This window comes from Lactococcus allomyrinae, assembly GCF_003627095.1.
GTDB classification, from domain to species: Bacteria; Bacillota; Bacilli; order Lactobacillales; family Streptococcaceae; genus Lactococcus; species Lactococcus allomyrinae.
Window position 1 is genome coordinate 322,645 of record NZ_CP032627.1, and the last position, 24,232, is coordinate 346,876.

Consider the following 24,232-nt stretch of genomic DNA (forward strand, 5'->3'; position numbering starts at 1 on the left):
GAGGGTTGAATGAATATCTATAGACAGCTTGCTGAATTTACTGTTATTGAAACATCTCGTTTGTTATTGAGGCCGCATCGATTTAAAGATGCTTGTGATATGTTTGAATATTCGGGAAATCCGCAAAATTTGAAATATATTTTTTTAGCTCATTTGTCCTTAGAAGAAACAGAATTTTCAATTGCCAATAATTTTATGAGAAATCCTTTGGGAAAATGGGCGATTGAATTAAAAGGTGAAGAGAAGATGATTGGAACCATTCATTTTATAAAGATTTCGGAAAAAACGGCTTCTGCTGAGATTGGTTATGTGCTTAATAAAGCTTATTGGAAGATGGGGTTAATGACAGAAGCATTGTCAGTACTGACAGAGTTTGCTTTTGAGCAATTTGGTTTAAAAAAATTGGAACTTATGATTGATAAAGAAAATATTGCTTCTCAAAAACTTGCTTTGCGTGTTGGCTATCAAGGGGTTAGCAGCTTTAAAGCTGCTAATCAATATACGGGTATTATCAGAAATTTTGAAAAATATGAGTTGAATAAAAGCGAATTTTATAGACAATTGACCAACTTATAAGTGAAGAAAAAGTGAGAGTTTTATGTCAAAACATGAGGAAATTCTAAGTTATATTGAAGGATTAGAAATTGGTCGGCAAGTGAGTGTTCGAGGGATTGCCAATCGAATGAAAGTCGCTGATGGTACGGCTTATCGGGCAATCAAAGAGGCAGAAAATCAAGGCTTGGTCGCAGTAAATGACCGTTCGGGTACTGTACGAGTAGCGGCTAAAGGACAAAAAGTAGCTAATCGGTTGACTTTTGGAAAATTGGCTGAGATTGCGAACGCGGATGTATTGGGTGGTCTTGCGGGACTTGAGGTTGAGTTCAATAAGTTTGTGATTAGTGCAATGGAGCGCGAGTCGTTCAAAAAATATTTGTCACAAAATGGATTAGTCATTGTTGGAGACCGTAAGGATATCCAAAATTTGTCTTTGCGTGAGCATAATGCTGTGCTTGTGACGGGTGGATTTGATGTAGATCAAGATGTTATTGATGATGCAAATCGACTTGGAATTCCGCTTTTACGTACGAGCTATGATACTTTTACAGTAGCGAATCGAATTAGTCATGCTTTATCAAATGAATTGATAAAAAAAGATATTATTACAGTTGGTGATGTTTTTCATCAAAAAAGAGCGACTTTACGTGAAGAAAATACAGTAAAGGATTTCTTAGACCTTGTGAAAAAAACAAATTATAGTCGCTTTGCCGTCCTCAATCGTTATAATGTTGTGGTGGGTGTGATTGCGATGCGAGATGTTAATCATAAGGGAAATGACACACCGCTCAATAAATTAATGACAAGGGCAAATGTTGCCAAAGCTGGAATGACTGTTGCTAGTGTTTCTCAAAAAATGATATATGAAGGCTACGATATGATGCCAGTAGTGTATGATAATCATACCTATGCTGGAATTATCACGAAGTCTGATTTGCTTCAAAGTTTACAAAAAGCCCAAGAAGAAAGTCAGGTGGCACACACTTTCAGTGAGGACGTGTCTAATCGCTTGAAAGAAAAAGGTTCGGCCTATACCATTGTTGTCGAGCCATTCATGATTAATAGTGTCGGAAGTATGGCACATGGGGTATTTACAGAAATGATTAGCCATGTTGTCAGACGGGTTTTGGCAAAAAAGCGTAAGCGAAATATTATCATAGAATCTTTGAATATGCACGTAATGGGTGCAGTTGCAATTGATAATGTTTTGGAAATTTATCCCAAAGTTATTAGTGAAACGCGGATAGGAGCGATGATTGACTGCGAAGTTTATCATGTCAATAATATTGTTGCCAAAGTTTTAGTCAATGTTCAATTGACATAATTTGTTATACTGATAGAGTTCAAATGAAGTCAAGACTTATTCAGTAGGAGTTTCAACTCCCTACTGAATTTAGTCGGACGAAATTCAAAGTTAATGCTGCTTCATCTCCTACCTAAGAGGTAGGGGTATTAGCACGCACTTACTTTGATGAAATTTATAAGTTTGTAAGTAGAATGATGACTTTCTGTCAGCATATTTTTTACTGACAAAAGTTCTGTCAGTAACTTACAGGAATTGAAAGAGAAAAAATGAAAGAAATTTTAGATAAAATTAAAGAATATAATACAATTCTTATTCATAGACATAAAAATCCAGATCCAGATGCAATTGGTTCTCAAGCTGGACTTCGTGCTATTTTAAGGGAAAATTTTCCAAAGAAAAAGATTTACGCAGTAGGTTATGATGAGCCAACATTGACTTATTTAGCAGAAATGGATACAGTAACTTTAGAGGAAAATGAAAAATATCTAAGCATTGTTTGTGATACAGCAAACACGCCAAGAATTGATGATGACCGCTGGAAAACGGCTGATTTTTTGATTAAAATTGACCACCATCCAAATGATGATGCTTATGGTAATTTATTATTGGTTGAGCCAGAACGTAGCTCTGCTTCCGAAATTATTGCTGATTTTGCTTTCGAAAATAAACTGAGTATGAATGCAGAAGCAGCACGTTTGCTTTATGGAGGAATTGTTGGGGACACGGGTCGTTTTCTGTATCCTGCAACCTCTCCTAACACCTTAAAAGTGGCATCAATGCTGGCTGAGTACGATTTTGATCGTGCAGCTTTGGGAAGAGAAATGTCATCGTTTGATATGAAAGTGGCGCGTTTACAAGGTTTTGTTTATGAAAATATGGAGCTTTCAGAAAATGGTGCTGCGCGCGTGCTTTTGACCCAAGAGCTTTTGAAAAAATTTGCACTTCGAGATGCTGAAACTTCAAGTATTGTTAGTGTTCCAGGGAATATTCGTGGTATTGAATCTTGGGCGATTTTTGTAGAGCAAGCAGATGGGCATTTCCGAGTTCGGATGCGCTCAAAAGTTATTCCAATTAATGAAATCGCAAAGGCACACGATGGAGGTGGGCATCCTCTTGCTTCAGGGGCAAATTCATATTCGCTGGAGGAAAATGAAAAGATTTGGCAAGAATTGCAAGATAATTTGAAAAAATGATACTGACAGAGTTCTGTCAGTAAATGAAGCAAAGACTTATTCAGTAGGAGTTTCAGCTTCTACTGAATTTAGTTGGGCGAAATTCAAAACAAGAGCGTGCTAACATGCTCTTGTTTTGATAAAAATCACTGACAGAAATTTTGTCAGTGATTTTCTAATTAATTTTCCATAAAATCGCGAAGTTGTTCAAGCGTCAAGCCAGCATTTAAACCAATAATTAATTTGATTCGAGCTTTTTGTGAATTTACTTCATCAGCGAACATCACGCCAGCATCATGAAGCTGAGAACCACCCCCCTCATAAGAATACACAGGTTCAGCAATTCCATTGAAACAACGTGAAACAAGGACAACAGGAATATTATTTTTTAACAAGCGCTGCAAGGAGTGACTTGCAATAGGGGGTAAATTTCCAGCACCGAGTGCCTCAATGACAATACCATCTAGTTTTTCCAAATCAAGCAAATCTAAAATTTGTCCAGTCATTCCTGCAAAGGCTTTGACAATAGGAACATTTCCGTGGACAGTGTGGCTTTCAAGATGTTGGTTTTCACTATCTTTGTGAAAATAAATAATTTTGTTTTTTGTCAGTAAACCAAGTGGACCATGAGTCGGCGTTTGAAAAGTGGAAACATTAGTTGTGTGAGTTTTTGTGACATAACGTGCGGAGTGGATTTCGTCATTCATCACCACAAGAACACCACGGTCATAAGAATTCTCGTCAGCAGCAACACGAATGGCTGTCAGTAAGTTATAAATTCCATCAGTACCCAATTCATTGCTTGAACGCATTGCGCCTGTTAAAACAATAGGTTTGCCCCGAGAAAGCGTCGTATCAAGAAAGAAGGCAGTTTCTTCAAGCGTATCGGTGCCGTGAGTGATGACGGCGCCATCAAACTCTTCAGTAACAAAAGCAGTTTTGATACGATTTTTAAGAACCAACATATCTGTCAGCGTGATATGAGGACTCGGTAAATTAAAGATGTCCTCCGTGACTAACTCAACTTCTCCTAACTGCAGAGTTACAGCATTCATGGGATTAATGTTGTTTGGAGAAACGTGCCCATTTTCATCTTCAGCCATTGAGATTGTTCCACCAGTGTGTAGTACCAATATTTTTTTCATAAAATCCTCAGTATATTTAATATAAAATGATGTCAAGAAACGAATACGATTAATAATAAACAGCCCAAAATATAAGTTATTCTTTGTGCTTGAATATATAAATTTAAAGATGAGCCAAACTATACTGTCTTCTTCATTATTTTTAATCGTGTGGACTCAATCAATTATGTCGGAACAAAATTGTTTGCCACCAAAAATTATATCAAAAATTATTCCATAATAGATATGTGCTCTTTTAAATTTAGAAAAAATTTAAAAAGAACCACTGTTAAGGATTAAGTTATACTAAAAAAGGAAAAAATAAGCAAATTTTTTAGTGATGAAGAAATAATTTTTAAAATACAATGGTAATATCACTCATGATTGATGAAATCCATCTAAAATTACTGTATAATTTAACTTGAAACTGATTTTTTTCTGACAGATTTGTTTAAAAATGGTAACCAGTTATTCTTGTAATATTTATGGGATAATAATTACACTGAGCTATTCATTCAAAGATGGATGGTTGCGACTATAATTTGCATAACTTGGTGCTAATTATGTGTCGTAAAGGTTGCTGTAAAGTGGAGTTGGTAGAGTTTTCCTACGGAATTGGCTAGAGGCTAAAAAATTGTAATAACTATAGATATAGACTCATTTGAAATCTGATAGGATTTTATTAATGATAACTGCAATTAGCGTGTCATAGCGCTAGATTTGTGCTATGAAGGTCAATCCGTTGTCAATTTTTGCAGTGGATTAACTACAGGATTGAGTCTTATAAATTAAGCTAGAAAAGATAAATATAATGGATATTAGAGCAGTATTTTTTGATTTAGATGGAACACTTTTTACATCCACGCGAGGTGTTGCAGCAAGTACCAGAAAAGCAATTAAAGAATTACGTCAAAAAGGTATTTTTGTCGGAATAGCAACAGGACGAGGTCCAGCATTTGCCATGCCATTGCTAGAAGACTTGGACATGGATTTTGCTGTCACTTACAACGGTCAGTACATTTTCACACCAAAAGAAATTATTTACGATAATCCTTTAGACAAAAAAACATTAAAAAAATTAATGAATTATGCCACACAGAACCACTCAGATATTTCACTTGGGACAGCACACGGTGTTAACGGCTCTGGGTTATTAAAGTTTGGAGAAACGCGTCTCGCAGGTTTTTTGTCTGGACTTTTACCTAATGGTACATCAGGTGTTGCAAGAAATGGTTTTAAGCACGTTGTGCGCCGCATTCTTCCTCAAAATTCTCAATTGGCTGACGAAGATGAAGCGATTTATCAAGCAATGATGGTTGCGACACATGATGAAACTGATAAACTCCAAGCAGAGTTTCCTGAACTTCTTGTGACTAGAAGTAATCCCTATTCTGTGGACTTGATTCCGGTAGGAGTAGGAAAATTGCAAGGCATTAAACGTCTTGGTGAACGTTTTGATTTTGAGTTAAATCAAGTGATGTGCTTTGGTGATTCAGAAAATGATATTACAATGCTTGCGGGGAGCGGATACGGGATTGCAATGGGAAATGCACTACCTGAAGTTAAAAAAATTGCAACATATATTACAGATACAAATAATCAAGACGGTATTGCAAAGGCGCTTGCTTACTATGGTTTAATCCGCTTTTCTGTTGAAAAAGACTTTATCTCGAAAGACGAAAACTTTAATAAAGTTAAAGAATTTCACAAAGTCATGGATGGAAAAAGTCAAGAAATACCACGTGTTTTTCCTCCTATGGAAGCAGGATTTCGGGCAGGTTTCAAGATAGAAGAAATCGTTGAATTTCTCTATGCAGCGACAGATGATGACGATGAAAAATTTGAAAATCTGGTGCAACAATTGCATCAAGATGTGGATAAGGCTGTGGCAAAGGTACGTTCCAAAGCGCATGAAGAAGATGCGCTTACAGGTCAAGTTGATGCAATGGTTGATTTACTTTATTTCACCTATGGTTCACTAGTGTTAGCAGGTGTAGATCCTTATGAGATTTTTAATGCAGTACATACGGCAAATATGGGTAAAATATTCCCTGATGGAAGACCCCACTTTGACCCTGTGACACATAAAGTATTAAAACCACAAGATTGGGAAGAAAAATTTGCCCCTGAAAATAAAATAAAAAAAGAGCTAGATCGTCAAAAGAGAGTTGCAGCAAAGAAAACTAAAAATAATTCATAAAAAACATAAAATCCCCTTAAAAAACGATTTTTTCAAGGGGGATTTTTTATGCTAAGTAATGAATTTTATTCAAAAAAGGTAGAATAAATAGCGCGTAAAGCTTCTTTTTCATCTTTTTCTTTGACAATAAACATCACTGAAACTTCACTTGAGCCTTGTGAGAGCATGGCGATACTAATCCCTTTTTTTGAAAGAGCAGTTGCTGCTCTAGCAGTAACACCGACATGTTCTTTCATGTCCTCACCGACAAGCGTAATAATAGAAAGGTCACGGTCGATATAAAGTTCGTCAGGATGTAGCGTTTCAATCAAGTTAGAAAGCAATGCTTTTGAAACAGGTTGTGTCAAATAATGACTACGAATGACGACGGATAAGTCATCAATTCCAGTCGGCATATGTTCAAAACGAACGCCAAGATTTTCTAAAGCTGATAGAACTTTACGACCAAACCCTACTTCGCGGTTCATCAAATATTTGCTAACATATAATGTTGAAAAATTACTAGACGAGGCAATACCTACGACGGGGGCACCTTTTGTTTCCCGTTGCACAACAATCTTTGTGCCAGGATGTTCAGGATTATTAGTATTTTTAATCACTAGTGGAACATGGGCACGATAGGCGGGAACAAGAGCTTCATCATGTAAAACTGAGAAACCAGAGTAAGCAAGCTCACGCATTTCTCGATAAGTGAGCTCAGCAATTGGTACGGGGTTTTTGACAATGCCAGGATGGGCAGCAAAGATTCCATTGACATCGGTAAAATTTTCGTAAAGTTCAGCTTTAACTCCTGCGGCAATGATGGAACCGGTAATATCAGAACCACCACGAGAAAAAGTACAGACTTCTCCTTTGGCAGTCACGCCAAAGAAACCAGGAATGATCAGCGTTTCTTCTAAGTCATTGAGATATTTGATGCGCTCGTAAGAACTTTGAATAAGCCGTGCATTTCCAGGGTCAGAAGAAACTAGGATACCTGCATCTGCTGGGTGGACATAACGGCTTTTAAGGCCAGCAGAAGAGAAATAATCAGCAATCAATTTTGCATTGTTATTTTCACCAGCGGCTAAAAAAGTATCATAGGTATAAGGATTATCAATTGGTAAGGAGGCGAGTTGTTGGATGTTGTCTTTAATATCCTCGATAATATGACTATCCATGTTGAGTTCGTTATAAATTTCTAGATAGCGAGCGACAATCCAGTCTTGGTAAATTTTAATTCCTCGTTCGTCTTGTGCTTTGCAGGCTTTATGATAAGCAATGAGTGCATCGGTAACTTTCGTATCAGCACCAGAACGTTTTCCAGGTGCAGAAACAACGATAAACTTTCGTCTGTCATCACTATTGACGATATCAAAGACTCTTTTAATCTGGACAGCGGAGGCGAGTGAAGAACCTCCAAACTTTGCAACTTTCATTTATATTTCCTTCAATCTTAACCATTTTTGTATAAATTTACAATTTGACTTATTATAACCAATTTTCAGATAATTTTCAACGCTCAAATGATAAGGAAATAGATGATTTTTTGAAGAATATAATAAGGTTGGGAGAACAGCAGCCGGAGTTTTTTGCCCTTGGATTTTCAAGCTTTATAAAAATGAGCGATGTCGTGCAAAGGTACAGATTTTTATTTTACCTTAAATCTTGACTTCCTATTTTTTATCAGTTCTTGCAAATCGTACTCATATCTTGGTATAATTGAGTTCACATGATTAGAAATGAGTAAAAAAGAGAAATTCCAGGACCTTTGCTACGCAAAGAACCTTGAAATTTCCTATTTTTCATCATTTCTTGGCAATCACGCTCACATCTTGGTATAATTAATGTATGAAATTTAAAGCAGTTATTTTTGATATGGATGGTGTTTTGGTTGATACTGAGCGCTATTATTTGCAACGTCGCGCAGATTTTTTTGGAAGTCATCATATTTCGATTGACCATTTGACACCTAGTGATTTTATTGGCGGAAATATGAAAGACATTTGGCCACGGATTTTGAGAGATTCTTATGATGAAAATGAGGCGAGACAGCTTCAAGTTGAATATGACCTGTATAAAAAGAATACGCCTATGCCTTATAAAGAGCTTCTTTTTCCAGATGTTACGCAAATTCTGAGTTATCTTCAAACTCAACAGGTTAAGATAGCTTTAGCTTCAAGCTCTGCAATGTTAGATATTGATCTAGCATTGGATATCCACCATTTGCGACCTTATTTTGATGTCATATTGTCAGGGAATGATTTTAAAGAATCTAAACCGAACCCAGAAATTTATCTGTCAGCAATGACAAAACTGGAAGTAAATGCTCACGAGAGTTTAATTATAGAGGATTCAGAAAAAGGAATTCAAGCGGGAAAAGCAGCAGGGGCAACAGTTTGGGCGGTTAAAGACTATCGTTTTGGAATGAACCAAGCACGTGCTGATCGATTTGTTGACACACTAACAGAAGCTCAAAAGTTACTGACAAGTCTGTAAAAAAAGAGTGGAGGACGTAAACATATAGCTACTAACTTATAGATTTGTGTGATAATATGTGAGGATTCTGTCAGTATGCTGACAGAAATTTCATCTATTGATTTCAAGGCTGATTTTGCTTGAGGCGAAACGATTAGTGCACTGACAGCCTTTAATCGTTAAAAAATTCCTTTAAAAGCCTGCGAATCCTTTAAGTTTTCTCCGTCCTATGTTAAAATAGAAAACTATAGGAGTGATACTATGAATTTTGTCCGTCGATTCTCGCCACTAACCATTGTTATCATCATGATTCTTGTTCAGGTCATTGAATCACTCGTCCTGATTTTTTCTGATACTCGCCGTTCAGGATTGATTTATTTACTTATTTTGAATGTTGTCATTACTTTGATATTATTGTCGCAAACAAGAAATTATCAGTTACGACGTCAAGATTTTATTAGAAAAATTAATGACGAAGCCGAGAATTCTCTCAATGCAACATTGGACAATATGCCGATTGGAGTGATCCGATTTAATAATCAAAGTTTAGAACCTGAGTGGTTCAATCCTTTTGTAGATATGGTTTTCAAGGGCAATGACAAGATTATCAATCGTGATGATATTAAACTTATTTTAAAAAATGTTAATGATGACCAATACATCAATATTGGCAGCCAAAAATATGTGGCCGAATTAGACTCAGAAAAAAGTTTAATTTATCTTATTGATGCAACAAAAGAAGTAGCCTTCAAGTCTGAATTTAATGACAGTAGAGCAGTTATCGGGTCGATTTCTGTAGATAACTATGATGATGCTACGGATTTGATTACAGATAGTGAACGCACAGCAATCAATAATTTTATCTCGACTTTTTTGGAAAGTTTTGCAGGAAAATATGGAATTTATATCCGTAGAATCAACAGCAGTCGACATTACTTTTTCTGTGATTATCGTATTTTAGAAAAAATTATTAATGACAAATTTTCAGTACTCAATGATTTTAGAAAATCATCAGCAGAAAAAAATATTCCATTGACACTTTCAATTGGTGTTTCTTACGGTTGGAACGATTTTCCAGCGATTGGTAAAGTAGCGATGAATAACCTCGAACTTGCCCAAGTGCGCGGAGGAGACCAAGTTGTACTCCGCGAGAATACAGAGCAAGCTAGACCCGTTTATTTCGGTGGAAATTCTGAAAGTAGGACACAAAAAAGCAGAACTCGTGCGCGTGCAATTTCAACAGCTTTACGTACAATTATTGCTGAGTCAGATGATGTATTTATTGTCGGGCATAAATATACAGACATGGATGCACTTGGTGCGGGAGTTGCGATGAAGGCTTTCGCCAATATGTGTGGGAAAGAAGCTTTTGTTGTTTATGACCCAGAGCAATTATTACCCGATGTTGGGCGTGCGATTGATAAAATGAATGAATCTTCGGATGGCTTTACTCATATTATTCGTTTAGAAACAGCAAAAAACTTGAAAAAAACTAACTCTTTGCTTATTATGGTGGATCATTCAAAGACAGGACAGACTTTAAATTTTGATTTCTACAATTCTTTTGAAAAAGTAGTAGTCATTGACCATCACAGGCGTGACGATGATTTTCCAGAACAGGCTTTGCTTTCATATATAGAATCGTCGGCAAGTTCAGCGAGTGAGTTGACCGTTGAAATTTTACAATTTCACGATAATAATCGCAGGAAAATGTCCACGATTGAAGCGAGTATCGTCCTTGCTGGAATTGAGATGGATACTAAAAACTTTACTAAAGCAACAACAGAACGTACATTTGAGGCTGCTGCTTATCTTCGCTCGCGCGGAGCAGATAATGACTTGATTAAGATGATTATGGCAACAGACTTTGAGAAGTATAAAAAAGTAAATGAAATTGTCCTTAATTCAAAAGTTATCTTACCCCATATTGCTCTTGGTTTAGGGATTGAGCATCAGAAATACGATAATATTACTACAGCAAAAGCAGCAGACACCATGTTGGAAATGGCTGGTATAACGGCATCTTTTGCTGTTACACAGCATATTAACGGTTTTATTTCAATTTCAGCGCGTTCGCGCAATGGTTTCAACGTGCAAACACTCATGGAAAAAATGGGTGGCGGTGGTCATTTCAACAATGCGGCAACTCAGATTTATGAAAAAAACATAGAAGAAGTAAAAAAAGATTTGATTGAATTGTTAAAAGAAAGAGAGAATGAAAAATGAAGATAGTATTTTTAGCAGATGTCAAAGGTCAAGGAAAAAAAGGTGAAGTTAAAGAAGTACCGACAGGTTATGCTCAAAATTTCCTAATTAAAAAGAACCTCGCAAAACCAGCGACTGCGGCTGCTCTTTCAGAAGTTAAAGGTCAAGCTAAAGCAAAAGAAAAAGAGGAAGCACAACTTCTAGCTGAAGCAAAAGCACTTAAAACAATTCTTGAAAAAGAAGATACAATCGTTGAAATTGGGATGAAAGTTGGTCAAACTGGTCACACTTTTGGTGCAGTTGATAAGTCAGATATTGCCAAAGCATTGAATATCCAGTATCAAGTTAAACTTGATAAACGTAAAATTCAACTTGAAAACAAAATTCAAGCTTTAGGTACGAAAGATATACCTGTCAAGCTTCATCGGGATGTGACTGCAATAGTTAAAGTCCGAGTGAGTGAGGCCTAAAATGCCTGAAATTGGTCTCATAAAGGCTCCTCCTCAAGATTTAGCGGCTGAACAGGCCGTTCTTGGGGCTGTTTTTTTGGATAGTGATAGATTAGTTGAAATTAAAGAGTTTTTAACCGCTGATGATTTTTATAAAACGGCTCATAAAGTTATTTTTAGAGCAATGGAAAAATTATCAGATGGTAGAGAAGCAATTGATGTTTTGACGATTCGATCTCAACTTGAGAATCAGGGAGAGCTTGAAAGTATTGGGGGAGTTGCTTATATTGCTGAGCTTGCAACAGCGACTCCAACAGCAGCTAATGCAGCATATTATGCAAAAATTGTTGCGGAAAAATCTTTGCTTCGCCAGCTCATTAATAAGTTAACAGAGTCTGTAGAAAAAGCTTATGAGCAAGAATTGCCTGCGGATGATGTCCTAGCACAGGCAGAGAAAAGTCTAATTGATGTCCAACAAGGCAGAAATACCAATGGATTTAAAAAGATAGCAGATGTTCTTTCTATCCATATGGATGACCTTGAGCAGCGGGCGCAACAAAAATCAAATATTACTGGGATTGCTACGGGCTATCCTGCTTTAGATAATATGACAACAGGACTGCACGAAGAAGAATTGATTATTCTTGCTGCTAGACCTGCGGTTGGGAAAACTGCATTTGCACTTAATATCGCACAAAATATTGGAACAAAACAGGATAAGACCGTTGCGATTTTCTCATTGGAAATGGGTGCTGAAAGTTTGGTCAGTCGGATGATTGCTGCGGAAGGTTCTATTGATTCTCATAGCTTGAGAACTGGTCAGCTCAATGATCAAGAGTGGAATGATTACTTTATGGCAACAGGGACATTGTCACGTGCGAGTATCTATATTGATGACACCCCAGGGATTAAAATTTCTGAAATTCGTGCTAGGTCGCGTAAATTAGCTCAAGAAACGCAAAATCTTGGTTTAATTGTGATTGACTATTTACAGTTAATCTCAGGGACTGGCCGTGAAAATCGTCAACAAGAGGTTTCAGAAATTTCTCGTCAACTGAAGATTTTAGCAAAAGAGCTAAAGGTTCCTGTTATTGCCTTATCGCAGCTTTCTCGTGGAGTTGAGCAACGTCAGGATAAAAGACCTGTCTTATCAGATATTCGTGAATCAGGTTCAATTGAGCAAGATGCGGATATCGTTGCTTTCTTATATCGTGATGATTATTATGATAGGGGAAATGACGAGGACGATGACGGAGAGGAATTACCTCAAGATAATAAAGTTGAGGTGATTATTGAGAAAAACCGCTCGGGAAGTCGGGGAACAGTCGAGCTTTTGTTTATCAAAGAGCATAATAAATTTGCCAGTATTGATAGCCGATATAGTGACTAGATTTTTAGGCCTGTTTCGTGTTATAATACTAGTAATTGTCTAAAATTGTCTTAGCATGAAATGTAAAATCAAGGAGGTAGAAGAATCGGAGAAATCCGACTTTTACGTCTTATTCGGAGAAACTTGTAGTCAAAAGAAACAGGTTGTATCTCTCTAAGCTTTGTATTACAAAGCTACGAAAGGAAATGAAATGGATAATCAAAATCAAGAAGTTGGAAAAATCGTTGATATTCGCAATAATGTGAAAGCTCATCTTGGACAAACGATTGAAATCACTTCGCAATTTGGTCGTAAGCGTGAAAATCGTCATAAAGTCAATCTTATTGAAGCCTATGCTACTCACTTTGTGATTGAAAATATTCCAGCACGTGGACCTAAAACAACAGAATCGTACCAATATGCTGATATTTTGACACAAACTATCTTGATTCACTATCCAAACGCTTAATTTGGAGATTAATAAGAGCTTCTTGGCGTTGTAGAATGGTGATGAAATCAAATTAGCTCTATATTATTAGATATATCGTGGTACTATTTGGTGCTACAACATTGTGGAACTTGAGTTGCTATGATGTATTAACTCAGGATTTACAAAAGATTTAAGTTGGAAGGAGGAGATAACGGTGATGACTGCAAATTGGGATATGACACCAGTCAAAGGTGGTTCTGGGAATGCATTTTCTGGTAAAATTGATAAAGAGCGCATTTTTATTAAAAAAAATGGTAGTCCTTTTTTACCAAGCATTTATCTTGAAGGAATCACGCCTAAGGTCTTATGGACGAAACGTACGGCCGAGGGAGATACGTTATCTGCTCAACCCTGGATTGATGGGCATACTTTAAGTCCGGAAGATATGAGTGACCGCCAGATTAATCACATTTTGGCACATTTACGTGATTCTAAAAAGCTTGTGGAATCATATAAAAAACTGGGAAGTCAAGTTATTCCGCCGAAACAACTATTGGAAAATTGTGTAAAACAAACAAAAGCTTTGCAGACAAATCGCTTTTTATCAAGTATCATTGAGGAAATGTATCAGGAAATTCCAGAGCTTCAAAATGATGAGGTTGTTGTGGTTCATGGTGATGTGAATCATAAAAACTGGCTTGTTGATGATGCTTCTGGAAAGATATATCTTGTTGATTGGGACACGGTTTTTCTGTCTGATTCGATGGTGGATATGGCGCATGTATTGTCGCATTATATTCAGCACGAAGACTGGAGTTTATGGTTGATGAGCTCAGGTGTTAGACCACGGGCAGACTTGATGGATAAGGTCGCTTGGTATGGGAAATTATCCTTTCTTCGTCAAATTTCTGAATATCTCGTCAGAGGAAAAATGAAAGAAGTAAACCAAGAAATTTTAGGCCTTCGAAATTTTTGTGAATTATTTTAGTAAAAATAGGCTAGGGTCTCCTTCCTATTTTTTGGCTTGTGGCAATTGATTTGATGTATATTAGTTTCCACTTTAAATCCCGAGAGGATGTATACTACAGGTTGCCATTCGCCGTAAATGACGAAAGTCGCAAGGCGAAATGACTAATTGGTAACTGCATTAGCGTGTTTTTAGTAGCTTAGAGTGATGCCTGTGGTGTGAAACGAACGTAGAGTATTCGGAGAAAGGCATACGAAGTAGCGTGTGGCATGACGATTTTTTCGCTTTGAAGTTAGTTAGTACGTCAATCTGTTGTTGGTTTTTATAACACATTAGTTTTAGTAATGAATTTCAACACAAAGAGTAAATATAAGAGTATTAGAAGTAAAATGAGGTAGCAATGCGCGTAAGAAATCGTAAAGGGGCAACAGAAATGCTTGCCGAAAACGCACATATTGTGGTCGAAAATCCAGCAGAATTTAAGGGGCGTTGGGCAGAACGTTTTGGAAACAATCATCCTATTCATATTGAAGTAGGTTGTGGCAAAGGGGCATTTGCGACGGGAATGGCAGCACTCCATCCAGAAATTAATTATATTGCAATTGATATGCAGTTGTCCGTTTTGTCTTATGCTTTGGACAAAGCACTTGAAGCGGCCTTGCCAAATGTGCAGATGATGTTAGTTGATGGTGCCGCTTTGACTGAATATTTTGCTGATGGTGAGATTGATCAGGTCTATTTGAATTTCTCTGATCCTTGGCCAAAGGCTCGTCATGAAAAACGACGTTTGACTTATCAAGCATTTTTGGCTACTTATGAACAGATTTTACGGTCAGAGGGCGAAATTCATTTTAAGACGGATAACCGTGGTTTGTTTGAGTATTCGCTAGTTTCATTGACCAATTATGGGATGGAGCTAAAAAAAGTGTGGCTTGATTTACATAAAGATGAAGCATTTGCTCCGCTTAATGTAATGACAGAGTATGAAGAAAAATTTTCAAATAAGGGTCAGGTGATTTATCGATTGGAAGCAAAATTTAAGAAGCACTGATGGCCGATAAATCCTGTCAGCGTACTGACAGAAGCAAAAATCCTGTCAGTAGTTCGTTGTAAGTTTCAAACAAAGAAGTCAAGATTTATTCAGCGGGAGGTTTAAATTCCGTCGGATTTAACCTCTAGTGATAATAACAACCATAAATTAATTGTTTGAAGTGAAATAGGAAAAGGAAGGTGATGAGATGAGATGTCCTAAATGCTCCTCTGATGAGTCAAAAGTTGTAGATTCAAGACAGGCTGAAGATGCTATTCGTCGTCGTCGAGTTTGTGAAAATTGTGGTTTTCGTTTTACGACATTTGAACGTATTGAAGAAATGCCTCTTTTGGTGATTAAAAAAGATGATAAGCGTGAACCGTTCAATCGTGAAAAAATTGTGCGTGGTTTGGTACGATCGGCTTACAAACGTCCTGTTTCAAGTGAAGATATTGAAAGCATCGTGGCAAATGTTGAACGTAAGATTCGACAGCTTGATAGTAATGAAGTGAAATCTGACACAATTGGAGAATTTGTAATGGAGGAACTCTCAAAACTGGATGATATTACTTATATTCGGTTTGCCAGTGTTTATCGTTCTTTCAAGGATGTGAGCGAACTTGAGGCGCTTTTGCAAAACATTACGAAGAAAAATTGAGTCTGTCAGTATGCTGACGTGCTCTCAGTAACTTTTTGATACTTGTCAGTAAAATTGAGTTTGTTCGTCAGCTCTTTTGAGCGAGTTATACTAGTTCATTTAACAATGATTGATAAAAGTGATGCTTTTCTTATCTGCAACTTTGACGCATTGCGCCATCTTCGCTATGTTACGCTATCCATTCGCTCTAAGCCAGCAGAGCTGGCAAGGCGAAATGGTAAGCGCAAGATGTGGTTTGCATGAAAGTCAAATAGTATTAAAGCAAAAGAAGCCGTGAACAATAATTACGAAAAGAGGGAAATATGAGAGCAGGAGATTCGTTTACCATTGTGAATCGTGGAAAAATCAGCTTCGATGCTGAGACTTTTACGTTGCTCTATTTGCCGATTGTTGGCTCTAATGCTTTTGCTTTGTATCAACTGCTGGCGACTTTTTCAACAGGACGTATTTCTCATTTTTTGGAATATCTGAACATTGGATTAAATCCATTTTTGGAGAGTTTGGACAAACTTTCTGGGCTTGGTTTAGTCAAGGTTTTTGATGACCACACGATGATTTATTTTGATGTAAGGAGTCCATTGACTTACGATGAATTTTTGTCTGATGATTTTTACAAGCAACTTTTGATTTCACGAATTGGTGAAAATAGAGTGATTGGTCTTTCAAAAAAAATCGAAGTCAAAGGTCAAAATATTTCCAAAAAATTTCATGAAGTTTATAAAGTTGATTTTGACAACGAACCAAAATCAGCTGTAAGCACTGACAGCTTTGATATGGGAGCTTTTAAGAGTTTGATGGATCGTCAAGGCTTGACATTCTCAAATGAAAATTCGGAACGTCTGAGCATTTATTCTCTCGCCGAAAAATTTGATCTAAACTGGTACGAACTCTTTAAAAAAGCTGAAAGTACGGCTAATGCAGACAAGAGTTTGAACCTGTCAGCACTGACAAGAAGTCTGTCAGCAAGTTCTGAGCCACAGGTGGCATTATCAAGCTTCCCCAAAGCATTTGCTGAACTTATCGTGAGTAGTAAATCACATGAGCCAGTCGAATTTATTCAGCAGATTAAGAGCCAAGCTGGCGGTTTTGTAAGTGGAGATGAACGAAAGATTTTAAATAATCTCACTAAACAAAATCTACCATCTGAAGTCCAAAATGTACTCATTCATTATATTTTAGTTCAACAAAAAAATGCGTCTCTGTCTTCAAATTTCGTGAATACATTGGCAAATGATTGGATGAGAAATAAAGTATTCACCGCAGAAATGGCAGTGAAGCGTATCTTAGAACGTAATGAATCAGCTCAAATAAAAGCACAAGAAAAACAAAACTTTACAAAAAAACAAACAAAAATTGTAAAAGAAGCACCAAAGTGGTCAAATCCGAGCTATGAAAATAAGACAAGTGAAGAAGAACTTGCAAGGCTTGAGAAAATTCGACTTGCTTCACTCCAAAAACTGAAAGGAGAGCAGCAATAATGGAATCTATTGGTGAAATTTTAAATAAACGCAAAGATTTACGTGGAAATTTTGAAAAACTTGTGGCTGAAGTCATGAAAAATAAAGATGTTCAGTCTTTTATTGCTACCCATCAAATGACGTCAGATGAGATTCAACGCTCCTATTCAAAATTTTATGAGTTTGTGCGTGAACGTGAAAAATTTGAAAAAGGTGAGAAGCGGGCAGCAGATGGTTATGAACCAGTCTTGATCATGAATCATGGATATGCTGACGTATCTTATCAAACCACATCAGAGCTTGCCGCACAGCAAGCTGCGCAAACATTACTCCGTCGAGTGAAAATTATAGGTTTACCAAAAGATTTAAAACAGGTTACTTTAGAAGATATTGCACTTGATGATGTAGGACGGATTGAGCCTTATCAAGCTTTGGTGGATTTTATTGCGAATTTTCCTGAGCAAAAAGGCCTCTATCTTTACGGAGATTTTGGAGTGGGGAAATCTTTCATGATGGCAGCAATGGCAAATGAATTGGCAAAAAAAGGAATTTCGACCACTTTGCTTCATTACCCAACATTTATATCAGATTTAGACTTTGATACGGCTAAGGTTTGGGTGAATGAAATCAAGCAAAGTCAAGTATTGGTCCTTGATGACATTGGAGCGGAACAAAACAACGCTTGGGTGCGTGATAGCATTTTGCAGGTTGTTTTACAACATCGGATGCAGGAAGATTTACCTACATTTTTCACTTCTAACTTAAACATGAATGAGCTAGAACAACATCTGGCAGAAACAAAAAGAGCAGATGAGATTTGGCCAGCAAAACGCGTGATGGAACGTGTGAAATATCTATCACGTGAACTTCGACTGGAAGGAATAAACAGACGACATGACTGATATAAATGAAACCATTAATTTGATGATGAAACATACTTCAGTGCGTAATTTTACTGAAGAAAAAATAAAAGATGAAGATTTAGAAGTTATTTTGAAAGCAGGACAAGCTGCATCAACTTGGAAAAATTTTCAGTCTTACTCGATAATTATTGTAAAATCGCAAGAGCAAAAAGACGCAATTTATCAATATCAGCCACAAAAATCCATTAAAAATGCTGCAGTTTATCTTGTATTTGTCGGAGATTTGAATCGTGCCGAAAAAGCGGTAAAAATGCACGAAGGAGACTTCCAGCCTAAGGGGATAGAGTCTTTATTGATTACAGCGACGGATGCTGCTGTTACTGGACAAAATGTTCTTTTAGCCGCTGAATCTTTGGGCTATGGTGGAGTAATGGTGGGACTGATTCGTGACCAGTCTGCTGAAATATCAAAAGTGTTAGATTTGCCTGATTACACTTATCCGCTGTTTGGCATTGCTCTTGGCAGACCAGCGCGTATCAACAAAGTAAAGCCACGCTTGCCTTTAGAGGCTATTGCTTTTAAAGAAAAATATATTGAGCAAACCGAGCAAGTCATTTCAGATTTTGATGAAGTTCAAGATGAATTTGCAGGCAGTCGTCGATTGAATAAGTGGTCAGAGCGGATTGTTGGACAATGGGGCGTTCCAGAAATTACATCATCAACAGAAAATCTAAAAGATAAAAAATTATTATGAAGACAAAAAAGATACTGGAGCCAAAATTACCTACGGTATACAGAACAGTCACCAGTGAAGATTGGGAGTATGGAGAGCTTTATCAAGCAAAATTTACTGATGAAAATCTGTCAGTAGATTATCCATTGCGTTTCTCAAGCTGTCAGTTGATAAATGTTACATTTTTACTGACAGAAAGTTCTGTCAGTGAATTTACGGACTGTATTTTTGAAAAATGTGATTTGTCAAATCTAAATTTATCCAGTATAGGTTTTTACCGTTGCCGATTTATAAATTGTAAACTATTAGGTGTTGATTTTACAAATTGTCATTTACAAGATGTCCAGTTTGAACAGACTCTGCTTAATTATGCCAATTTCTCGGCAAGTACCTTAAAATCTGTTCGCTTTTTTGAAAATGATTGCACAGAGAGCCTTTTCACAGCTTGTAAATTTTCAAATGTCTATTTTCTGTCTAACCAACTGGAAGGAACTAATTTCTGGGAAACTTCGCTTGCGGGTTTAGATTTTTCTACAAATAAGTTCGAACACTTAGAAATTACACCACAACTTGCTAAAAATATTAAAATAAATCTAAGTCAAGCCTCATTTTTTGCAAGTTTATTTGGCATTGACATTGTTTAGTTGCTGATGATAGAATACTGTCAGTATGCTGGCAGAAAACAAAACATAAGATTACCTCTAAAACCTCAGAATTTTCAGCTTAGGCTAAATTCCAAATTTTTAGAGGTCACCTTATGCTCGTTTACTTTTAAATCTGCATGAACAGAACTAGTGGCTGAACTGCAACTATCCTGCTGCAAGCTTTGTTTGCTAAACAAACGGATAGCGTGGTGCTGAAAAATAATAGCAAATCACTTCGCCTTACTGTTTTAACAGATTGCGATTTGAACTTGTTACTTTACAGGATAGCTGTTGGCGCTAAAGCAGCAGCGGATATGCTAGTTGTTTTACCCAGTGGCTTAGCGAAATCGACAACGTAGAGCAGCAGAGTAACTTCTAAAAATTCTTTTAGAAGTTAAATAGCATTAAAACATTGATATGAAAGTGAGAAAATAATGAGTCTACCTACAGTAGCTATCGTTGGCCGTCCGAATGTCGGTAAGTCAACAATTTTTAATCGTATTGCGGGAGAGCGTATTTCGATTGTTGAAGACATCCCAGGAGTGACACGTGACCGTATTTATGCCACAGGAGAATGGTTGACGCGTAAGTTTAATATCATTGATACAGGTGGTATAGAACTCTCAGATGAACCTTTTATGACCGAAATTCGCGCCCAAGCTGAAATTGCCATGACAGAAGCAGATGTTATTATTGCTGTTGTGGACGGAGAAACAGGGATTACAGATGCAGATGAAGCCGTAGCTAATATTCTCTATCGTACGGATAAACCCATCATTTTAGTGGTCAATAAAGTGGATAATCCAGAACGGAGAATGGAAATTTTTGATTTCTATTCTCTTGGTTTAGGTGACCCCTATCCTGTTTCTGCTGTGCATGGGATTGGTACAGGTGATGTTCTTGATGCGATTGTGCAAAATCTTCCAAACGAAATTGAAGAAGAAAATGAAAATGTTATTAAATTTAGCTTGATTGGTCGTCCAAATGTCGGTAAATCGTCATTAATTAATGCCATTCTTGGAGAAGAACGGGTGATTGCAAGTCCAATAGCGGGAACGACACGTGATGCCATTGATACCCATTTTACAGACGAAGAGGGTCAAGAATTTGTTATGATTGATACCGCAGGAATGCGTAAATCAGGCAAAATTTATGAGAATACAGAGAAATATTCTGTCATGCGTGCCATGCGTGCTATTGATCGTAGTGATATTGTGCTCATGGTGATTAATGCGGAAGAAGGCATTCGTGAGTACGATATGCGTATCGCAGGTTTTGCGCATGAAGCAGGAAAAGGCATTTTGATTGTTGTTAACAAGTGGGATACACTAGACAAGGATAACAGCACAATGAAAAACTTCGAGCAAGAAATTCGTATCAAATTCAAATTTCTTGATTATGCTCCAATCGTCTATGTTTCAGCAAAGACAGGACAACGCCTCAACAAACTACCAGAAGCTATCAAAGAAATTCATCATGCACAAAATCTACGTATTTCAAGCTCTGTCCTAAATGATGTGATTATGGATGCCGTCGCAATTAATCCTACACCGACAGACAAAGGAAAACGTCTTAAAATATTCTATGCGACACAAGTTGCAGTTAAACCACCAACATTTGTAGTTTTTGTCAATGAAGAAGAACTAATGCATTTCTCATATCTTCGTTTCTTAGAAAATCAGATTCGTAAAGCATTTGTCTTTGAAGGAACTCCCATTCACTTAATTGCTCGTAAGCGAAAATAAATTTAAAAAAGAGCCATACCAAGATTAAGGTCGTGACTTTTTAGATTAAAATATAAAAAAATTACAAAATAAAACACCAAATCATATGATTTGGTGTTTTTTATTTTTCTATTTATAAAAATAAATTAAAAACTACAAACTTAGTGTTTTAAAGTATTGAAAACGGAAACAATATAAATTTTTTCGTAAAAAAAGAATAAAAATAGAAATTTATTCATTAATGCTATTGCAATATAACAATACATAAGTTATAATAATAAATCAAATGGACGTATTTTTTAAAATACATTCATCTAAAGTAGTGTTTGTGTCTAAAATTAGACATAAATGCCTTATAAAAAGGAGAAACCGCAATGATGAAATTTTCATCTTTCAAATCAATTAACCGTAAAGTATCAATGGCAACTGTTGCCTTGATGACAATTGTAAGCTTGAGCAGTGCAGTTACAGCGTTTGCTGATACTAACGTACCAGACAGCTCAACAACACGTGAAATTACAATTCATGCTCTTCAAGGAACACCAACAGCAAACAAACCTGGCTTTGTTAATGACGGTACTGAACAAAATGTAACAGGTACTCCGTTGCAACATGTGACATTTACTGCAACACTTGTGACACCCACAGGTTCAGCTGCTAACATGAAAGTTGGAGATACATCAACTTATACAACTACAAGTACAGTAGTATCAGGAGAAACAGATACTAACGGCACAGTAAGTTTAAATATTACAGAAGATGGATACTACCTACTTCATCAAGTCACTACAGTTGGTGGAGTCGCTTCTATGCAAGATTCAATTGTTCAAGTCCCATTGAATTCATCCTCTTCACAAGCTGTGAATGGTTGGTTGTATGATATCAACGTTTATCCTAAAACAGACCTTTCACAAGATAATGCTGTAAATAAAACAGTAGAAATTGGTGATAATGTGCTTGATGACAACACAGGAACAAATAAACAAGCTACTGTTTTTGCGGGTCAAGATATCACATGGAACTTAGCCTCAGCCTTTTCAGATTCTATGGTAACTGATGATGGTAAAGTAGGATCATTTGAATTAACTGATGCTTTAAATTCAAATTTAACTTTTAAAGCTATTAATTTTGTTGTAGGGACAAAAGAAATTTCGCTTGATTCAACAACAGACTATACATTGACAACAACTGATGGAAATATTGATTTGAAATTGACTGAAACAGGAATTAAAGCAATCAAAGCAGCTAAAGAGTCATCATCCGATCAATTCATTGTCAATCTTACTACAACAGTTTCTAATACTTATAAATATGGACAAATTGGTAACTATTTCACAACTAGTGTGAAAAATGCTTACGGTGTAGACCTTAGTAATACAACAGGCTCAGGTAACACAAATCTGCATATTAACCTTCTTGGTTCTTCAGATTCAACAACAGATGTCCCTGAAGTCTATCTAGGAGCGCTCAGAATTCAAAAGATTGATTCTGTTTCAAAAACTCCACTTTCAGGTGCAACATTTAAACTGATTAAAGCATCTTCAAAAGATGAAGCACAAGCTCTTGTTGATGGAAAAACTTCAACTGCAACTTATGTTCAAAATCCATCTCAAGCAGGTCAAGATTATAGCTTGACAACAGGAACAGATGGAATGATTGAATTTGACGGTTTAGAGCTGACAGATACTGCTGAACAAACAGGTGATACATCAACAGCGAATACTCACTATTACGTAATTGAAACAGCAGCTCCAACAGGATACGATCTCCCAACAAGTGTTGTAGAAGTAGTGGCTTCTATTGATCCGACTACGACTCAAGTTGGCGTATCAAATAATTTGGATGGTGGAAATATTAAACTTCCATTTACAGGTGGACAAGGTATGATTGGCATTATTGTGATTGCTGGAGTTGCTACAACAGCGTCAATCGTTATCCGTCGCCGTAAAACAATAACTGATAAATCAGAATAAATTAATAAGTAAAATCAGAAAGGAATAGGAATTGATTGTGAGGGCTAAAAAAAAGCCAACTGTAAAAAAGAAAAACCGTTCCTTTCGTGATATTCTGAGTGTTATTTTTGCTTTGGTTGCGGTTGGTGCACTTTTTTATCCGATTGTAGCTAATACTCTTGTTTCGAATAAAACAGCGAACATTGTTACTAAATTCAATGAAAAAACCTCTACACTTGATAAAAATGAAATTAATCATTTACTTACAAGCGCTAAAGAATATAACACATATATTTACGATATGAGTCAGCATATTCCTTACACAAAGTCCAAACCAAACTATAATCAAATGTTAAACATTGATAATAGTGGCATGATGGGAAATGTTTCAATACCACAAATCAAAGTGGAGAATGTTCCTGTTTATCATGGAGATTCAGAGGAAACATTAGCGGTAGGGATTGGTCATATTCCTCAGACGAGTTTGCCAATTGGTGGAAATAATACTCACACAGTGCTTTCGGCTCATTCAGGACGTGTCAACAATACTTTGTTTACTAATTTGGATAAACTCAAAATTGGTGATGTATTCTATGTGGATACGTTAAATCTTAAGATGAAATACAAAATTAATAAGATTAAGGTTGTAAATCCTGAAGATGTTTCGACTTTGGGAATCCAAAAAGGAAAAGATATTGCAACGCTTGTGACTTGCTATCCAACAGGAGTAAATAGTCAACGACTTCTTGTGACAGGAGAACGTGTTCCATATGCTTCAAAAACACCACAAGAAGAAATACAACGTGATAAGTATGGTTATGATTTTTGGGTTTTGCTAGGTTCACTTATTTTAGCAATTCTCGCTGTTTTATATCTAATTTATAAGTATTATGAAAAAAGAAAAAATAGAAGTAAGAACACGGAGGAAACAAGATAG

At 36.6% G+C, this 24,232-nt stretch carries 21 protein-coding genes; 19 read left to right on the plus strand and 2 right to left on the minus strand.

The features are described 5' to 3' along the window. Positions 1 to 9 precede the first annotated feature (9 nt). The 3 genes from D7I46_RS01690 to D7I46_RS01700 all read left to right on the plus strand — a co-directional run bounded on the left by D7I46_RS01690 (position 10) and on the right by D7I46_RS01700 (position 3,054). Positions 10 to 576, plus strand: coding sequence for a GNAT family N-acetyltransferase (locus D7I46_RS01690; RefSeq protein ID WP_120771297.1), 567 nt, complete (start codon positions 10 to 12; stop codon positions 574 to 576). Between the two features lie 22 nt (positions 577 to 598). Beyond that, positions 599 to 1,879 carry a DRTGG domain-containing protein gene (locus D7I46_RS01695; RefSeq protein ID WP_120771298.1) on the plus strand — a complete coding sequence of 427 codons (1,281 nt, stop codon included), beginning with the start codon at positions 599 to 601 and terminating at the stop codon, positions 1,877 to 1,879. Positions 1,880 to 2,127: 248 nt separating this feature from the next. Further along, on the plus strand, positions 2,128 to 3,054 hold the full coding sequence (locus tag D7I46_RS01700) for a DHH family phosphoesterase (RefSeq protein WP_120771299.1): 927 nt from the start codon (positions 2,128 to 2,130) through the stop codon (positions 3,052 to 3,054). 158 nt (positions 3,055 to 3,212) lie between these two features. Here the strand turns inward: D7I46_RS01700 and D7I46_RS01705 are convergent, their stop codons facing one another. Next, on the minus strand, positions 3,213 to 4,178 hold the full coding sequence (locus tag D7I46_RS01705) for an asparaginase (protein ID WP_120771300.1): 966 nt from the start codon (positions 4,176 to 4,178) through the stop codon (positions 3,213 to 3,215). Between the two features lie 790 nt (positions 4,179 to 4,968). On the opposite strand from D7I46_RS01705, the gene D7I46_RS01710 reads away from it, so the two are divergent. Next, positions 4,969 to 6,357 (plus strand): Cof-type HAD-IIB family hydrolase, encoded by a 1,389-nt coding sequence (locus D7I46_RS01710; RefSeq protein ID WP_120771301.1) that lies wholly within the window; start codon positions 4,969 to 4,971, stop codon positions 6,355 to 6,357. A gap of 65 nt (positions 6,358 to 6,422) precedes the next feature. Here the strand turns inward: D7I46_RS01710 and D7I46_RS01715 are convergent, their stop codons facing one another. Next, the gene (locus tag D7I46_RS01715) at positions 6,423 to 7,775 is read right to left on the minus strand and encodes an aspartate kinase (protein WP_120771302.1); all 1,353 of its coding nucleotides are present in this window, start codon (positions 7,773 to 7,775) and stop codon (positions 6,423 to 6,425) included. Positions 7,776 to 8,187: 412 nt separating this feature from the next. Between D7I46_RS01715 and D7I46_RS01720 the strand changes: the two genes are divergently transcribed. The 15 genes from D7I46_RS01720 to D7I46_RS01790 all read left to right on the plus strand — a co-directional run bounded on the left by D7I46_RS01720 (position 8,188) and on the right by D7I46_RS01790 (position 24,232). Then, complete coding sequence (locus D7I46_RS01720; RefSeq protein ID WP_120771303.1) at positions 8,188 to 8,835, plus strand: HAD family hydrolase; 648 nt, start codon at positions 8,188 to 8,190, stop codon at positions 8,833 to 8,835. 240 nt (positions 8,836 to 9,075) lie between these two features. Further along, positions 9,076 to 11,040 (plus strand): DHH family phosphoesterase, encoded by a 1,965-nt coding sequence (locus D7I46_RS01725; RefSeq protein WP_120771304.1) that lies wholly within the window; start codon positions 9,076 to 9,078, stop codon positions 11,038 to 11,040. Then, complete coding sequence (rplI, locus tag D7I46_RS01730; RefSeq protein ID WP_120771305.1) at positions 11,037 to 11,489, plus strand: 50S ribosomal protein L9; 453 nt, start codon at positions 11,037 to 11,039, stop codon at positions 11,487 to 11,489. The genes D7I46_RS01725 and rplI overlap by 4 nt, the downstream gene beginning before the upstream one ends. A gap of 1 nt (position 11,490) precedes the next feature. Continuing rightward, positions 11,491 to 12,858 carry a replicative DNA helicase gene (dnaB, locus tag D7I46_RS01735; RefSeq protein WP_120771306.1) on the plus strand — a complete coding sequence of 456 codons (1,368 nt, stop codon included), beginning with the start codon at positions 11,491 to 11,493 and terminating at the stop codon, positions 12,856 to 12,858. A 190-nt stretch (positions 12,859 to 13,048) separates the two neighbouring features. Continuing rightward, the gene (locus D7I46_RS01740; RefSeq protein WP_120771307.1) at positions 13,049 to 13,306 is read left to right on the plus strand and encodes a Veg family protein; all 258 of its coding nucleotides are present in this window, start codon (positions 13,049 to 13,051) and stop codon (positions 13,304 to 13,306) included. A gap of 175 nt (positions 13,307 to 13,481) precedes the next feature. Continuing rightward, positions 13,482 to 14,255: a phosphotransferase family protein gene (locus D7I46_RS01745; RefSeq protein WP_120771308.1), complete on the plus strand. Its 774-nt coding sequence runs from the start codon at positions 13,482 to 13,484 to the stop codon at positions 14,253 to 14,255. A gap of 379 nt (positions 14,256 to 14,634) precedes the next feature. Continuing rightward, entirely contained in the window at positions 14,635 to 15,285 is a 651-nt protein-coding gene (trmB, locus tag D7I46_RS01750; protein WP_120771309.1) for a tRNA (guanosine(46)-N7)-methyltransferase TrmB, read from the plus strand. 187 nt (positions 15,286 to 15,472) lie between these two features. Further along, positions 15,473 to 15,922 (plus strand): transcriptional regulator NrdR, encoded by a 450-nt coding sequence (nrdR, locus tag D7I46_RS01755; protein ID WP_120771310.1) that lies wholly within the window; start codon positions 15,473 to 15,475, stop codon positions 15,920 to 15,922. Between the two features lie 302 nt (positions 15,923 to 16,224). After that, positions 16,225 to 17,400: a DnaD domain protein gene (locus D7I46_RS01760; RefSeq protein WP_120771311.1), complete on the plus strand. Its 1,176-nt coding sequence runs from the start codon at positions 16,225 to 16,227 to the stop codon at positions 17,398 to 17,400. Beyond that, positions 17,400 to 18,281, plus strand: a complete 882-nt coding sequence (dnaI, locus tag D7I46_RS01765) for a primosomal protein DnaI (RefSeq protein WP_120771312.1) — start codon at positions 17,400 to 17,402, stop codon at positions 18,279 to 18,281. The genes D7I46_RS01760 and dnaI overlap by 1 nt, the downstream gene beginning before the upstream one ends. Further along, a complete protein-coding gene (locus tag D7I46_RS01770; RefSeq protein WP_120771313.1) occupies positions 18,274 to 18,996 on the plus strand; it encodes an NADPH-dependent oxidoreductase in 723 nt (240 codons plus the stop codon). The genes dnaI and D7I46_RS01770 overlap by 8 nt, the downstream gene beginning before the upstream one ends. Further along, positions 18,993 to 19,619, plus strand: coding sequence for a pentapeptide repeat-containing protein (locus D7I46_RS01775; protein ID WP_120771314.1), 627 nt, complete (start codon positions 18,993 to 18,995; stop codon positions 19,617 to 19,619). Before D7I46_RS01770 ends, D7I46_RS01775 begins: the two co-directional genes overlap by 4 nt. Before the next feature lie 434 nt (positions 19,620 to 20,053). After that, complete coding sequence (der, locus tag D7I46_RS01780; protein WP_120771315.1) at positions 20,054 to 21,364, plus strand: ribosome biogenesis GTPase Der; 1,311 nt, start codon at positions 20,054 to 20,056, stop codon at positions 21,362 to 21,364. Between the two features lie 353 nt (positions 21,365 to 21,717). Next, a complete protein-coding gene (locus D7I46_RS01785; RefSeq protein WP_120771316.1) occupies positions 21,718 to 23,316 on the plus strand; it encodes a SpaH/EbpB family LPXTG-anchored major pilin in 1,599 nt (532 codons plus the stop codon). A gap of 37 nt (positions 23,317 to 23,353) precedes the next feature. Continuing rightward, positions 23,354 to 24,232 (plus strand): class C sortase, encoded by an 879-nt coding sequence (locus tag D7I46_RS01790; protein WP_120771317.1) that lies wholly within the window; start codon positions 23,354 to 23,356, stop codon positions 24,230 to 24,232.